This is a genomic window from Micromonospora sp. NPDC049060, assembly GCF_040649055.1.
Lineage (GTDB): Bacteria > Actinomycetota > Actinomycetes > Mycobacteriales > Micromonosporaceae > Micromonospora > Micromonospora reichwaldensis.
The window spans coordinates 1-1,558 of record NZ_JBEZEV010000178.1 but is presented as its reverse complement, the minus strand read 5'-3'; the positions used below and the strand labels follow the sequence as shown (position 1 = coordinate 1,558).

The window sequence follows — 1,558 nt, the reverse complement described above, 5'->3', positions numbered from 1 at the left end:
TCACCCACCAGGACATCCCCTTCGACAAACTCGTCGAACACACCCGACCCACCCGCGACCGCCACACCCCACCCCTCATCCAAACCGTCTTCACCGGCGGAAACGCCACGGGCCTCGCCGACGAGCCCATGCCACTGCACACCGCCACGATGCGGCCGGTGTCGATCGAGCCGGGAACCGCGAAGTTCGACCTCACGGTCCACGCGGAGGTGGGGACCGACACCGTCGACGTGTACTTCAGCTACGCCCGCGACCTGTACGAGCCCGGCACCATGGCCGACCTGGCCGACAGCTACCGCGCCCTCGTCGCCGCCGTGCTGGCCGATCCCGACCGGCGCCTGTCCACCGTGGAGGCCGTCACCGACGACCAGCGCCAGCGGCTCGCGGCGGTGTCCACGGGGCGGCGGAGCGGGTCGGACGGCGCTCCCGGGTGCGTGCCCCGGCTGGTGACGGAGACGGCCCGACGGCAGCCCGACACCGTGGCGATCGTCGACGGAACGAACACCCTCACCTACCGCGAACTCGACGAGTGGTCCAACCACCTCGCCCACCAACTCCTGCACCACGGCGCCCGACCCGACCACCCCGTCGCCGTCAACCTCCCACCCGGCACACCCGCCATCACCGCCATGCTCGCCGTCCTCAAAGCCGGCGCCGCCTACCTCCCCATCGACCCCACCGCACCACCCGCACGCCGACACCACCTCATCACCAACTCCGCCGTCACCATCCTCATCACCCAAGACCCCCACGACACCGACACACCCCCCGGCGTCGTCACCCTCGCCCCGCACCGCTCCGCCTCCCCGGCGGCACCCCGGGTCGACATCCACCCGGAGCAGTTGGCGTACGTCATCCACACCTCCGGCTCGACGGGCGTCCCCAAGGGCGTCATGGTCGCCCACCACGCCCTGGCCAACCTCGTCCGGTGGCACCTCGACACCTACCCCAGCGGGCCCGGCGAGCACCACGGGCAGATCGCCAGCCTCGGCTTCGACGCGGCGGTGTGGGAGATCTGGCCCGCGCTGGTCAGCGGCGCCACCCTGCACATCGCCGACCCGGCCCACCGCCTCGACCCCGCCGCGCTGCACGACTGGATGCACCGGCAGGGTCTCACCGAGGCCTTCGTGCCCACCCCGATCGCCGAGGCCATCCTGCGGCTGCCCACGCCGCCCACCACCACGCTGCGCACGCTGCTCACGGGTGGGGACGCCCTCACCACCCGGCCCTCCGCGCGCACCCCCTACGCCCTGGTCAACCACTACGGGCCCACCGAGGCCGCGGTCGTCGCCACCGCCGGGCCGGTGCGCCCGGACGGGACCCACCGGCCGGATCTCGGCACCCCGATCGACGGCGCCCGCGTCCACCTCCTCGACGCCGAGCTGCGGCTGGTGCCGCCCGGGGCGCCCGGCGAACTCTGCATCGCCGGCGACGGACTGGCCCGGGGATACCTCGGCCGTCCGGGGCAGACGGCGGAGCGGTTCCTGCCCGACCCGTACGGACCACCCGGCAGCCGCCTCTACCGCACCGGCGACCTCTGCCGCCTCCGCACCGACGG

Annotated in this window: 1 protein-coding gene; it reads left to right on the top strand. The window is 73.6% G+C overall.

Annotated features, from left to right (window positions below; genetic code table 11):
• Positions 1-14: 14 nt before the first annotated feature.
• The coding region (locus AB0B83_RS30115) for an amino acid adenylation domain-containing protein (protein ID WP_357581009.1) at positions 15-1,558 on the top strand (1,544 nt) is incomplete at its 3' end.